Source organism: Ferdinandcohnia salidurans, assembly GCF_042680725.1.
Lineage (GTDB): Bacteria > Bacillota > Bacilli > Bacillales > Bacillaceae_L > Ferdinandcohnia > Ferdinandcohnia salidurans.
The window spans coordinates 479,848-492,782 of record NZ_JBHUEK010000007.1 but is presented as its reverse complement, the minus strand read 5'-3'; the positions used below and the strand labels follow the sequence as shown (position 1 = coordinate 492,782).

The following is a 12,935-nucleotide window of genomic DNA, read 5'->3' as shown; positions in this document are numbered from 1 at the left end:
ACTTTCTTTATATCACTTTATTCCGAACGTAGCTTCCAAACGAATCCACAATAATAACGATTAGCATGATTAGTAAAACGTCCAACGACACAGATGAATATTGAAAGCTTTTAAAATCATTAAATAGTCGCTGTCCAATCCCGCCACCTCCAATAAATCCGAGTATGAGGGAGGTACGAATCGCGACCTCAAACCGATAAAAATATTGTGACAAGACATTCGGCCAAATTTGTGGAAGGATACTAAAAAGAGATGCCAACCAGTTTTTTGATCCAATTGCTCTCATAGCTTCCTGTGGGCCTGGTTCAGCCGATTCAATCAGTTCTGAAATTAATTTGCCGAGAACACCTATATTATGAAACATAATGGCTAATACAGCAGGGAAGGGGCCCAGCCCCAGTGCTGTTAATAAAATCAAGCCGAACACAATTTCCGGAATTGAACGGACCAAGCTCATTAGAATTCGTACTAAATTGTAAATAATGCCAGATGGGGAAGTGTTCTTTGCCGCAAAAAAACTAATCGGCAAAGCAATAATTAACCCCAAAAAACTTCCCAGAAATGCCATTCCAAGGGTCTCAGCACTATCCCATAGTAATCGGGGTAATGCGGAGTAATCCATAGGAAACCATTGCGAAAGAAAATCAACCATATTTCGAAAATCACGAAATTTTGATAAGTCGAATTCAGTTAGTCTCATACTAATAAAAGTCGCAATACCCAATAGAACTACAGTTAGAAAAGTAGTTCGTTTAAACCACATATGAATCAGCTCTATTCATTAATAATTCCTTGTTTGATTGCAGCTTTTCGGATGCTTTCATAGTCCTCATCCGTTGCTTCTGTAAAGCCACTCGCGCCAAACGCTGCTAATATTTCTTCATCTTCAATTGCTAAGAAGGCATCTTTAAGTTTTTGGACGGTTTCGTCATCAGTATCCTTATGTACAGCCCATGGATATTGAAACAATTTTTCAGATTGCCAAATTGTTTTAATTAACGAACCATCTACTTTTCCAGATTCAACTAACTGATTATAGATTGCACTATCGATAGCTCCGGCACCGACCTGTTGGTTTTGTACCGCTAAGGCTGTGGCATCATGGGAACCTGTATATCGAACTGTTTTAAAACTGTGCTCATCTTCAGATTTAAACACACCTTGATCTTGTAATTCGATAGATGGAATGAGAGACCCTGATGTTGAGTTAATATCACCAAAAGCAAAATCAATTTCTTTTGAGTTAGCGACCAAATCATCGATAGAATTTATCGGACTATCCTTGTGAGTTATGATGTAAGAATGGTAAAACGGCTCACCGTCAATCAATTGCGTGATGATCGCTTTTGCACCACTTTTTTCATGGGCGACAACATATGTTAATGGACCAAAATAGGCCATATCAATTTTGTCATAATTCATCGCTTCTACGACACCGTTGTAGTCAGGATACACTTCAACTGTAACATCGCGGTTTAATTTTTCGGTTAATAGAGTCTGAAGCTTATCCATTGCTGTCTCCATCTCACCAACCGTTTGGACTGGAATGACACCAATTGTAAAGTATTTTTCTTTCTCACTTTCGGTTTCATCACTAGTATTTGAACCGCATGCCGTAAGAAGGAGGGTTAATACTAGGAAAAGAACATAAATAGTTTTCGTTTTCAAATTTGACACCTCATTTTGTAAATTTCATTAATGTTATTATTTCCTATCAACCTAAAAAGGACTCAATCTAGAGTCCTTTAAATTACCTTTATAATTCCAGGTTTTTCGCTTGTTACTTCACCAATTATGCACGCTTCTACATTGTTTTCGTGTAGTTTTTGTAGCACTTTTTCGGATTCAGCTTCTGGAACAGAAACAAGGAGTCCACCTGACGTGATCGCATCACAAAGAATAAGTTGATCGAGTTCATCAAGACTAGAACTATACTCAATTCGTTCTGCTAGCCAAGCATGATTTTTCTTTGTTCCTCCTGGAACTACGTTTTGTTCAGCGAGTTCTTTTGTTCTTGGCAAAATAGGGACATTTTCGTAATGAATCGTCATGCCAACTTGGCTTCCTTCAGCCATTTCCATGGCGTGACCGAGAAGACCGAACCCTGTAACATCTGTACAAGCATGGACGTGATAGTTTTCCATCACTTCGGCAGCATTTTTATTTAATGTTGCCATGACTTCAGTTACTTTTTTGATATCTTTTTCCTCTAGCAGGTCTCTCTTAATAGCTGTTGTTAAGATTCCAACGCCGATTGGCTTGGTTAAAATAAGGCGGTCACCTGGTTTTGCACCGACATTTGCACGAATTCGATTGGGATGAATAGTACCTGTCACAGATAAGCCGAATTTTGGCTCCTTGTCATCGATGGAGTGTCCACCAACTAAGGAAGCTCCTGATTCGCTTACTTTTTCCGCCGCACCTGCGAGGATGTCGGCTAAAATACTTTTATCCAATGTATTAATAGGGAAGGCGACGATGTTCATGACCGTAATCGGTTTTCCTCCCATTGCGTAGACATCACTTAAAGCATTTGCTGCAGCAATTTGCCCAAACATATATGGGTCGTCCACAATTGGGGTGAAAAAGTCCAGTGTTTGCACAAGCGCAAGATCGTCACTGATTTTATATACTCCTGCATCATCAGGCGTATCTAAACCAACTAATAAATTTGGATTTGGCGTAGCTTTTGGTAAATGACGCAGAACCTGCGTCAGGTCCTCAGGACCGATTTTGCATCCTCAGCCAGCTTTTGTTGAAAGGGAGGTCAATTTAATGATTTCTTCCTTCTTAGACATCAACTTCACTCCTTCCACACTATTTATCATCTCAATTTTTCAAACATTATTGGCGGGACTGTGTGGGAATCGAACCCACCGGAGACGACACGCGCCTCCCTCAGGGTTTTGAAGACCCAGGGGGACACCAGCACCCCAGCCAACCCCAAAACTGAACACCTTTCATTATATACAGGAATCTATTTTTAAGGCAAATAATAATCATCCTGCTTGAATTTGCAACAGGCTTCCTAGTAAAGTAGAAGGTAGACACTACGGTAAATAAAAAGAGAGGAGGGAAATAATGACTGAAGTCTATTACACCATTGGAATGGCGGGACATATTGATCATGGGAAAACAACCCTCACGAGAGCATTAACAGGTGTTGATACCGATCGGTTAAAAGAAGAAAAAGAGCGTAATATTTCGATTGAACCAGGATATGCACCCCTTATATTGGACAACGGAATTCACGTATCAATCGTGGATGTACCTGGACACGAGCGATTCATTAGACAAATGATTGCCGGTGTTGCTGGGATTGATCTTGTGTTGCTTGTGATTGCATCGGACGAAGGGGTCATGCCACAAACAAAAGAGCACCTTCAAATATTAAATTTTTTGGGCATTAAGAAATGTATGATTGTGGTTTCAAAGATTGAAAGGGTAGAAAAAGAGTTGCTCGAACTCGCTGTCGATGAGATAAATGATTTACTCGCCGATACGGATTATAAGGATGCTCCAATCCTTTATGTTGATAGCTTATCTGGAAACGGAATACCCGATCTAAAGCAAGCTATTCAGAAGGAACTCAATAATCTTAACCAAAGAGATAATAATGGCTCATTTCGTTTGCCGATCGACCAAGCTTTTACAGTACAAGGTCATGGAACGGTTGTTAGAGGAACAGTGTTTGAAGGCATTGTGACAAAAGACAGTCAATTAACCCTTTTGCCGTCAGAGAAAAAGATTAAAATACGCCAAATTCAGGTACATAATCAAGAAACAGAACAGGCACAGGCAGGGCAACGGGTAGCATTAAATATTACCGGAGCAACTAAAGACGAGATTAAACGTGGTGATGTGCTAGTAGATTCAGAAAACTTTCAAGTAACAAACACGATTGATGTATCACTGCAGCTTGCTTCATCACTATCAATTCCACTAAAGCAACGTTCACCGGTCAAGCTACATGTAGGTACCACTGAAGCTTATGGGAAAATTGTCTTTTTTGATCGGAATGAAGTTCAGGAATCAACGGATGAGGTACCTTGTCAGATTCGATTAGATGAAGAAATTGTTGTACGCCGCGGGGATAGGTTTATTTTACGAAGACCTACCCCGGTTGAAACACTTGGTGGTGGATGGATTATTCAGCCACAAGCTCAGAAATACAGATTTGGTGAAGAAACCATAACTATGCTCAAAAAACAAATGGAACATTCACCATCAGAAATCATTGATGTTTTACTTCATACTCATAAGCTATTACCAAAACTTCGGCTAATTCAACTATCTTCCATACAAGAGGAAGAAGTTGAAGAGATTTTATCATCGGGAAAGTACATCAAAGTTAATGAGAAGGGCTATAGTTTGAAACGAACTGTTTCGGAACTAAATGATGTGATCCTCAAAAAATTAACCAATTATCACGAAGAATTTCCTTTACGAAAAGGAATAAGTAAGGCTGAACTTCTTCAAGAGGTTAAACAAGATAAAAATCTAATAGAATACTGCATAAATGAACTAGAACAAAACAGAGCCATTAAAAAGGATGAACAATATTTATCAGTAGCAACTTTTTGTCCAAACCTACCGAAAGGGCCGATGGAGAATATTGTAGCATCACTTCTTAATGATGGTATTCAACCCAAAAAGTGGGCGGATTATATAAAAGAATCTGCCATTAAGAATCAAGCACCAAATGAGCTTAAAGCATATCTATTAAAAACAACTCAAGCATTCTTACTAGGTGAAGACACATTGGTTCACAAAAATGCTTTTGACAAAGCTGTCGCTAGGCTACAAGCTCAAACAAGCGATCGTTTTAGTTTATCAGAAGCAAAAGAAATCCTTTCACTTTCTCGTAAATATCTCATTCCTTTCTTAGAGTTACTTGATGAACAGCAATTAACATTTCGTGAAGAGGGGAATCGGGTATGGATAAAAAAATAGGAGGTAAATATAATGTATAAAATCTCAATTGAGTTTTGCATGCAGTGAAACTACGCACCAAAAGCCGCAGGTCTTGCGGAAAAACTAATAACACACTTTAGACAAAACATCACAAACCTTGAACTCATTCCAGCTTCTGGTGGTGTGTTTGAAGTGACTGTAAATGGTGAAAAAGTCTTCTCGAAAAAAGAAATAGGAAGATTTCCGACATCAGAAGAAATCATATCGATTATGGAACAAACTTAAGATGCCTTTTTACAAGCATCTTTTTTGCTGCTTATACCTATGTACACCCAAGGGAATACTAGTAGGAAAAACGGGGAATAGGTGAAAATATGAAAATCTTATGCATTGATGGGGGCGGAATTCGCGGAGTCTTTGCTGTTGCCATTTTACGCTTAATAGAAAAAGAATATAAAAAACCCATCTCCGAGATGTTTGATATGGTTGCAGGAACGAGTACTGGTTCAATCATTGCTGCTTCAGCAACTCTAAAACTAAATATGGAAGACGTTCAGGAAAACTACATCAAATACGGGGAAAAGATTTTTACCAGACAGGCGAAAATAGGCTTTCTAAAAAGCGTGTACAGTGATCAATATTTACGACACTATATACAGGAGGCTTTTGGTGAAATTACATTATTTGATATAAAAAAACCCTTGCTTATCCCGACAGTTGATATTACCAATGGAAAACCTTTTGTCCACCGAACGAATTATGGAAATGCAGAACAGGACGATCACTCCATAAAGCTTTGGGATGCCGTTCTGTCTTCATGTTCAGCACCCGTCTTTTTCCCACCAAATAATATTAATAATCACTATTTAGCCATTGATGGGGGACTTTGGGCTAATAATCCTTCGCTTGTTTGTATTACCGAAGCCCAGCATTATTTTGAGAAGGATTTATCCGATATTCAAATTTTATCAATTGGGACAGGTCTACAAAAAATTGACTTCTCGATTGAAAAAAAGAAAGAATGGGGCGTAAATAAATGGCTGCCATTTAATCTTTCATCGATGAAAATGACTCCAAAACTACTCGATCTCGCCCTGCATTTGTCATCCGAATCGGTAACTTATCATTGTCAGCATTTGCTAAGTGATAACTATGTTCGCATAAATGAAGAACTTGGCCGGGAGGTTCCATTTGATGCACCAGAATATATCGATTTTCTCGTAAAGCTTGGTGAACAATCCTTTCAAAATCATAAAGAGAAAATCACCACATTTTTAAAGGATTAACTAGCAACTTGATTGACAGAGAAAAAAATATATGTTATTAAAAAGTTGGGTGTTAGCACTCCAGGATTAAGAGTGCTAACGTAGAAAAATATAATTGTCACAGTTATTTACGGAAAGGGGATTTAGTATGGCAAAAAAGCAATTTAAAGCAGAGTCTAAAAGGTTATTAGAAATGATGATTAACTCCATTTATTCGCAGAGAGAAGTATTCTTACGGGAGTTAATCTCAAACTCCAGCGATGCGATTGACAAAATCTACTATAAGGCGCTAACCGATGATCGTTATCAATTTGATAAAGATAGCTACTTCATTAATATTATCGCCGACAAGGATAACAGAACTCTTACCATTTCTGATACTGGAATCGGTATGACAAAGGAAGAGCTAGAAACGAATCTTGGAACAATTGCAAAAAGCGGTTCCTTAGCTTTTAAAAAAGAAACCGAAATTAAAGATGGTCACAATATCATTGGTCAATTCGGTGTTGGATTTTATGCTGCTTTCATGGTTGCAGATGTTGTGTCTGTCGTAAGTAAAGCACTGGGCAGTGAAGAAGCATATAAATGGGAATCAACGGGTGCTGATGGATATACCATTGAAACGGTGGTAAAAGATACAGTCGGTACAGATATCATTCTAAAAATCAAAGAAAACACTGAAGATGAAACGTATGATGAATTTTTAGAAGAATACCGCTTAAAATCAATTATTAAAAAGTATTCAGATTTCATTCGCTACCCAATAAAGATGGATGTTACAACAAGTAAACTTAAAGAAGGAAGCGAATCCGAATACGAGCAGGTTACTGAGGAACAAGTCATCAACAGCATGGTTCCAATTTGGAGAAAGAACAAAAGCGAACTAACAGATGAAGACTATGAAAAATTCTATATTGAAAAACACTATGGTTTTGATAAGCCATTAAAACATATTCATATTAGTGTTGATGGCACGATCCGTTATAATGCAATATTATATATACCTGAAAATATTCCTTTTGACTATTATTCAAAGGAATACGAGAAGGGACTTGAGCTCTACTCAAACGGGGTTTTAATAATGAACAAATGCGCCGACCTGCTTCCAGATTATTTTAGCTTTGTTAAGGGGTTGGTAGATTCTGAGGATTTATCGCTTAATATTTCTAGAGAAATGCTTCAGCAGGACCGACAATTAAAGCTTATTGCGAAAAACATCAATAAGAAAATAAAGAGCGAATTACAAAACATGTTAAAGAATGAACGCGAAAACTATGAAAAGTTCTACGACAGCTTTGGTCGCCAATTAAAATTTGGTGTGTATAGTGATTACGGAAGTAATAAAGAAACCTTTCAAGACTTGTTACTTTTCTATTCTTCCAAGGAGAAAAAGCTTGTCACATTAGATGAATATGTATCTAGAATGTCTGAAGATCAAAAATATATTTATTATGCAACTGGTGATTCAGTAGAACGAATCAATAAACTACCACAAACAGAATTAGTGGCCGATAAGGGCTATGAAATCCTTTATTTCACAGAGGATATTGATGAGTTTGCGATTAAAATGCTCATGAATTACAAGGAAAAAGAATTCAAATCTGTCTCAAGCAGCGATCTAGGCTTTGAACCAAATGAAAACGACAAAGCAACGGAAGAAGAACAAAACGAGAACAAAGAGCTATTTGAATATATGAAAAATGCATTAGCTGGCAAGGTAACGGATGTAAGAATTTCAAAACGTCTAAAAACACATCCGGTCTGCTTATCAACGGATGGGGAAATCTCCATTGAAATGGAAAAAGTCCTAAATGCCATGCCAGATAACCAAAATATTAAAGCTGATAAAGTGCTGGAGATCAACGTACAACATGAAGTCTTCCAATCATTGAAAAATGCATTTGAAAACGATCAAACGAAGTTAGATTTATATACTCACTTATTGTACAACCAAGCACTTCTTATTGAAGGACTACCAATTCAAGACCCAGTAGAATTTACAAATGATATCTGTAAGATTATGGTGTGATCATAGGTGACGGTAGGTTTATTTTGTATTCGGACCTTCACTTGGACTCTGTTCAGTGAGTGAGGGTACGATTAACCTCCAATCTATTTTTACTCTAGAAACAAAAAAAGCAACAGTCCTCACAAGGCTGTTGCTTAATTCATCTTACTGGTCACTAAATAAGATATTCTCTTCGCGTAAGGCTTCACAGGCTGCATTGATTTTTTCAATGGAATCCGCCTCAATCGTATGTAGATGTACACCATTTGTCAACAACGAGAGAAGGGTGGCCTTTGTTTCAGTTACTCTTTCGACAAAACGTTTTACCTCGAATCGATTCTTAATCATTAAGGAACCTGTAATATCTCCATATACAGGATGTTCCACAATTACATCGCGTACGGTCACTCCATGATCAACCAAAATATTCAGTTCTTTCGCTGTTTCCTCAGATGTGTGTTTACACGCAATAATACGTGTGAAATTTTCTTGCTTAGGCTGTTCTTGCAAATAGATATATCCTTGGCTAGTGGCAACGATTGGTTCATTTTTCGCCTTTAATAACGATATATCCTGAACAATAACCTGGCGGCTTACATTTGCTCGTCTTGATAACTCCTCACCAATGATTGGGGTGGGGCTTTCCTTTAACCATTTTATAATCGTTTCTCGTCGTTGTTCGCCTAATAATTTTTTATCTCCACTCATAATAATCACTCCAATATCACTTTCAAGCTGTTAAACAATATACCTTAACACTTCCACTACCTTGTCAATATCCTCTGTAGTTGTCATTCGTCCAAAGGATATCCGAATTAGCTGTTTAGCTTCATCTTCCGTTTTTCCTATTGCAAGCATTGTTTTGGATGGGGTTTGCTTACCAATTTGACATGCGCTTCCTGTAGAAATGGCAATGCCATGTCGATTGCATTCAAGCATAATATATTGCCCTTGTATACCGACAACGGACAAACCTACAATATGTGGAAGTTGATCAGTTGGATGTCCTTCAACAATTATTTCTTTTTTTAAAGTCGATAGCCCAGACAGTAGCCTATCGCGTAATCCTTGATTTTTCTTAGTATTCATTTCCATTTCACTACAAATTAACTGAGCGGCGGTAATAAAGGACGCAATTCCTGGTACATTTACAGTTCCGGGGCGGAATCCATTTTCATGTGAGGTACCGGGTATTAGCATTTTCCACATGACAGAAGGACGTATATAGCAAGCTCCAACTCCTTTTGGACCGTATAGTTTATGGCTAGAAATTGACAAGCTATCAATATGTGCTTTTTTTACATCAATTGGAATCTTACCAAAAGCCTGGACACAGTCAGTATGAAATAAAATATTTCTCTCATGTAGGTAAGTCCCAATTTCTACAATTGGTTGAATCGTGCCGATTTCTGGGTTTGCAAACTGAATCGACACAAAGATGGTTTTATCCGTAATTGCTGATTGCAAATCCTCTAATCGAACCTGGCCATATCGATCAGCAGGCAGATAAGTAACATCGTAACCTTCTGTTTCAAGCTGCTTACATACATGATGAACAGATGAATGTTCTGTTGAACTTGTAATCAAGTGGTTTCCTTTGGCTTTTCTTGCTTCTAAAAGGGAGCGAATCGCTAAGTGATTTGATTCTGAACCTCCGCTTGTAAAATAAACACCTTCAGGTTCCCCATTTATTGTATCAGCAAGCTCTTTACGACACAATTCTAGCAATTGCTTCGCATTAGAACCAACATCGTGTAAGCTACTTGGATTTCCATAATAATTTGTCGAAACCTCAGTAAACACCTGTAATGCTTCCTCACGAATCGGAGTTGTTGCGGCATAATCTAAGTAAATCATCGTCTCTACCATCCTTTCAATCTACTTAAAAAAGCAGGGGACAACGAAAAAGGTCTTGTCATTAGTCTACATTTGTGTAAATATAAGTGTCAAGACAGTTGTAAATTCAATTCAGTTTTTCTCCTAAAAAGTTACTTAGATTGATAACGCAGACTAAGGGAGGCTTCTTCAAATGCCAAGCAGCAACATTATTATTATTGGCAGTGGTATTTCTGCATTAACCGCTGCGTACCAATTAAGTTCGAATAAGAATGTGATTATTATCACAAAGTCAAAAGTGACAAATAGTAATTCCATATTGGCGCAGGGTGGTGTTGCATCTAGTGTCGGGAAAGACGATTCATGGCGTTCCCATTTTAACGATACAGTTTCTGCTGGTTGCTATCATAACAAGGAGAGTGCAGTTGAACTTTTAGTTCAAAATGGACCTGGCTATTTATTGAATTTAATGAATAACGGGATGGAATTCGATAGAGATGAGGACAAAAATCTGCTACTAGGTAAAGAAGGTGCCCATTCCACAAGACGAATCTTACATGCAGGCGGTGACGCTACTGGGAGAGCGTTGGTAATGCACATGCTTGAAAAAGTAAAGGAACGGGTACAAATTATTGAGGACATAGCAGCAATTGATTTACTTATTGAAAACAATCACTGTATTGGCGTAAAAGCGAAATCCCAAAACAATGCGATTTACGATTATTTTGCAGATTATACAATTTTAGCAACAGGGGGATGTGGAGGACTGTACTCCTTTTCTTCAAATGACAAAACAATCATGGGGGATGGTCTTGCAATGGCATATCGTGCCGGTGCAGAGCTATGTGATTTAGAATTCATTCAATTTCATCCAACATTGTTACACAAAGACGGGAAATCCTGTGGTCTTGTTTCTGAAGCAGTGAGGGGAGAAGGGGCCATCCTTGTTGATGAGGATGGAAGATCCATCATGAATGGAGTCCATCCTTTGCTTGATCTCGCACCAAGAGATGTGGTAGCACGTGCCATTTTTAATGAGATCTGTAACGGTAAGAAAACCTTTTTAGATATTTCTATGATTGACGATTTTTCTAGTCGCTTCCCAACAATCACGAACCTTTGCATAAAAAATGAGATTCAACTAGAAATTGGATTAATACCCGTAGTACCAGGAGCCCATTTTTCAATGGGAGGGGTAAAAACAAATACACGAGGACAGACAACTATTCCAAATTTGTATGCTATTGGGGAAGTCGCATGTACTGGAGTGCATGGAGCAAATCGTTTAGCAAGTAACTCGTTACTTGAAGGGATTGTGTTTGGAAATATAGTTGCAAAAGATATTCTTGTAGATTATAAACCAAACAAAGTGAACCCAGTTGTTAAAGGAGGTAGTAAACAAGACTATACTCTTAATCTACCATCAAAGGCTCAAATTCAAACGATGATGATGGAGAATGTAGGGATTGTACGTAATGATGACCGACTTCAATATGCAATAGAATGGTTTGAAAAATGCAAACGAAAATTTGATGAAGTTTCACCATCAAGGTTAACAATTGAACAACTTGAAATCGTTAACATGATCACCGTTGGTTGGCTAATTGCCAGTTCTGCCAAGATGAGAACAGAAAGCAGAGGTAGTCATTTCCGTGAAAATTACCCGTTTGAAGACCCTGATAATTGGTACAAGAAAGAAATTATCCGTAAGAAGGCTATTAAAAATATCGTTTATTCATAACAAGCAAAGGAGAGGACATAGATGAACATATTAGAAATGATGAAAAATACCTCATCTGGAGCTGTACTTCCAGATGAATATAAATCGTTATCTACTCAGGAAATGGAAGAACGCGTTTTACACATTAAGTCTCGTCTAGGTAAACGCCTTTTTATACCGGGTCACCATTATCAAAAGGATGAAGTGATTAAGTTTTCGGACGCAACGGGTGATTCATTAAAGCTTGCACAAATTTCTGCTGAGAACAAAGATGCGGAGTTCATCGTATTTTGCGGAGTTCACTTTATGGCTGAAACAGCCGATATTCTAACGACAGAATCACAAAAAGTCTGTCTACCTGATATGAGAGCAGGCTGTTCAATGGCTGATATGGCCAATATTCACCAAACGCAAAAGTGCTGGAGCGAATTACAGGAGACTTTTGGTGACACAATCCTGCCATTGACCTACGTGAATTCTACAGCTGCTATTAAAGCCTTTGTCGGAAAAAACGGGGGAGCAACTGTTACTTCTTCAAACGCGAAAAAAATGCTGGAATGGGCATTTACAAAAAAAGAGAGGGTCTTATTCCTACCTGATCAGCATTTAGGAAGAAACACGGCATATGAATTAGGAATTCCCCTAGACCAGATGGCTGTTTGGGATCCGATCAATCATACATTAAAAAGTGAAGGAAGAGTGGAAGATGTAAAAATAATTCTTTGGAAAGGACATTGTTCCGTTCACGAAAATTTTACACCATCGAATGTACAGAATATCCGTAATTCAAAACCGGATATGAATATTATTGTTCATCCAGAGTGCCCATACGAAACAGTAGTTCTTGCAGATTATGCGGGTTCAACTGCCTATATTATTGATATGATTGAAAAGGCACCCGTAGGAAGCCAGTGGGCAATCGGGACTGAAATGAATCTCGTTCGACGAATCATCAAGCAACATCCCGATAAAGAGATTATTTCACTTAATCCACATCTGTGTGCTTGTTTAACCATGAATCGAATCGACCTGCCACATCTAACTTGGTCATTAGAGATGATTGAAAGAAGGGAGACCACACAAAGGATTAAAGTTCCAGAAGAAATTGCACAAGATGCCGTTCTTGCTCTTAATAGAATGCTAGAAAGAGCTTAACCACACAAAAACAGCCCGATTCATTTGAATTGGGCTG

General features: G+C 38.1%; 11 protein-coding genes and 1 tRNA gene. 6 read left to right on the top strand and 6 right to left on the bottom strand.

Annotated elements, in window-relative coordinates; all coding sequences use genetic code 11:
• Positions 1-7: 7 nt before the first annotated feature.
• The 4 genes from phnE to ACFSFW_RS05310 form a co-directional block, all read right to left on the bottom strand.
• On the bottom strand, positions 8-763 hold the full coding sequence (gene phnE / locus ACFSFW_RS05325; protein ID WP_304220286.1) for a phosphonate ABC transporter, permease protein PhnE: 756 nt from the start codon (positions 761-763) through the stop codon (positions 8-10).
• A gap of 11 nt (positions 764-774) precedes the next feature.
• The gene (phnD, locus tag ACFSFW_RS05320) at positions 775-1,668 is read right to left on the bottom strand and encodes a phosphate/phosphite/phosphonate ABC transporter substrate-binding protein (RefSeq protein ID WP_388035786.1); all 894 of its coding nucleotides are present in this window, start codon (positions 1,666-1,668) and stop codon (positions 775-777) included.
• A gap of 77 nt (positions 1,669-1,745) precedes the next feature.
• Positions 1,746-2,798 carry a selenide, water dikinase SelD gene (gene selD, locus ACFSFW_RS05315; RefSeq protein ID WP_388035783.1) on the bottom strand — a complete coding sequence of 351 codons (1,053 nt, stop codon included), beginning with the start codon at positions 2,796-2,798 and terminating at the stop codon, positions 1,746-1,748.
• A 50-nt stretch (positions 2,799-2,848) separates the two neighbouring features.
• Positions 2,849-2,945 (bottom strand) — tRNA-Sec (locus tag ACFSFW_RS05310).
• Positions 2,946-3,081: 136 nt separating this feature from the next.
• Here ACFSFW_RS05310 and selB point away from each other — a divergent pair.
• The 4 genes from selB to htpG all read left to right on the top strand — a co-directional run bounded on the left by selB (position 3,082) and on the right by htpG (position 8,208).
• A complete protein-coding gene (gene selB / locus ACFSFW_RS05305; protein ID WP_388035780.1) occupies positions 3,082-4,953 on the top strand; it encodes a selenocysteine-specific translation elongation factor in 1,872 nt (623 codons plus the stop codon).
• 12 nt (positions 4,954-4,965) lie between these two features.
• Positions 4,966-5,199 (top strand): SelT/SelW/SelH family (seleno)protein, encoded by a 234-nt coding sequence (locus tag ACFSFW_RS05300; RefSeq protein WP_304220290.1) that lies wholly within the window; start codon positions 4,966-4,968, stop codon positions 5,197-5,199.
• Between the two features lie 89 nt (positions 5,200-5,288).
• Positions 5,289-6,200, top strand: a complete 912-nt coding sequence (locus tag ACFSFW_RS05295; protein ID WP_304220445.1) for a CBASS cGAMP-activated phospholipase — start codon at positions 5,289-5,291, stop codon at positions 6,198-6,200.
• A 127-nt stretch (positions 6,201-6,327) separates the two neighbouring features.
• Positions 6,328-8,208, top strand: coding sequence for a molecular chaperone HtpG (gene htpG / locus ACFSFW_RS05290; RefSeq protein WP_388035775.1), 1,881 nt, complete (start codon positions 6,328-6,330; stop codon positions 8,206-8,208).
• A gap of 144 nt (positions 8,209-8,352) precedes the next feature.
• On the opposite strand, the gene ACFSFW_RS05285 is transcribed toward htpG, so the two are convergent.
• Both ACFSFW_RS05285 and ACFSFW_RS05280 read right to left on the bottom strand, forming a co-directional pair.
• Positions 8,353-8,895, bottom strand: a complete 543-nt coding sequence (locus tag ACFSFW_RS05285) for a transcription repressor NadR (protein ID WP_388035772.1) — start codon at positions 8,893-8,895, stop codon at positions 8,353-8,355.
• 30 nt (positions 8,896-8,925) lie between these two features.
• Positions 8,926-10,044: an IscS subfamily cysteine desulfurase gene (locus ACFSFW_RS05280; protein WP_388035769.1), complete on the bottom strand. Its 1,119-nt coding sequence runs from the start codon at positions 10,042-10,044 to the stop codon at positions 8,926-8,928.
• A 172-nt stretch (positions 10,045-10,216) separates the two neighbouring features.
• Here ACFSFW_RS05280 and nadB point away from each other — a divergent pair, with 172 nt between their 5' ends.
• Both nadB and nadA read left to right on the top strand, forming a co-directional pair.
• Complete coding sequence (nadB, locus tag ACFSFW_RS05275; RefSeq protein ID WP_388035766.1) at positions 10,217-11,764, top strand: L-aspartate oxidase; 1,548 nt, start codon at positions 10,217-10,219, stop codon at positions 11,762-11,764.
• A 21-nt stretch (positions 11,765-11,785) separates the two neighbouring features.
• Positions 11,786-12,898, top strand: coding sequence for a quinolinate synthase NadA (gene nadA / locus ACFSFW_RS05270; RefSeq protein ID WP_388035764.1), 1,113 nt, complete (start codon positions 11,786-11,788; stop codon positions 12,896-12,898).
• Positions 12,899-12,935: the final 37 nt, after the last annotated feature.